We start from the raw sequence: 1080 nt of genomic DNA on the forward strand, positions 1-1080 counted from the left end.
CGGCGAACGCGCAACCATGGGCAAATCCCTGTTGGATGTTCAGCGCGAGCTGAGGATCAAAGCCAACTACATTGCTGCCATCGAAAACGCAGATCCTGATGCCTTTGACACGCCCGGCTTTATCGCCGGGTATGTGCGTTCTTACGCGCGTTATCTGGGGATGAACCCGGATGAAACCTTCTCGACTTTCTGCGCGGAAAGCGGTTTTTCGGTCGCGCATGGCATGTCGGCCGAGGCTTCGGTGGTGCGAAAGCCGACCGGCGCGCTTCCGGCGCGTGGGCCAATGGGGCGCGATCCCTTCATCTCGCCCAATACGCCGTATATTCCGGGCAAGGAATCTCTGGTCAGTCAGATTGAACCGCGCGCTATCGGATCGTCGCTGGTGCTTTTGGCGGTTATTGGTGGCATCGGCTATGGCGGGTGGGCGGTTCTGAACAAGATCCAGCAGGTACAGGTCAGCCCGGTTGAACAAGCGCCTGTGGTGCTTTCCGACCTTGATCCGCTGGATGCCGTGCGCGGCGGCGTTGTCGATGATGCGGTTGCTGCGGCGAACACCGAGGCACTGGACCGCCTCTATCGTCCGCAGGCCTTGGATGTTCCGGTTCTGGTTGCCCGCGATGCGCCAATTTCGACCCTTGATCCACGCGATGTCGGAACCTTCCGCCCGCCAAGCCTGCCGCAGTTCGAAGTCGCCGAAGTGCACACGGTTGAACGACCATCCTTGCCGCAGGTCGTGGAACAGATTGATACCATGCTGAAAATCGTTGCTGTCGATCCTTCTTGGATGCGGGTGACGGCGGCGGATGGCAGTGTTATTTTCGAAGGGACCCTTGGAACGGTCGAGCAAGGCAGTGTCTTTGAGGTTCCGCTAACGGAAGAACCACCGCTGTTGCGGGCAGGGGCGTCGGGATCGGTTTATTTCTCAATGAACGGTGAGCACTATGGCCCGGCAGGGGCACCCGGCACGGTTACCAAGGGGGTGATCCTTTCGAAAGACGCGGTGTCTGAAGTTTATGCCGTTGCCGATCTTGAGGCGGAACAGAACAGCGCTCTCAAGCAATTGGTGGCTGAACTGCAAAC

General features: G+C 59.0%; 1 protein-coding gene. It reads left to right on the forward strand.

Annotation, left to right across the window (positions count from 1 at the left end):
- On the forward strand, positions 1 to 1080 hold a 1080-nt coding region (locus ACR0C6_RS21345; RefSeq protein WP_480621113.1), incomplete at both ends, for a helix-turn-helix domain-containing protein.

It is taken from the genome of Ruegeria sp. AL12 (assembly GCF_056540885.1).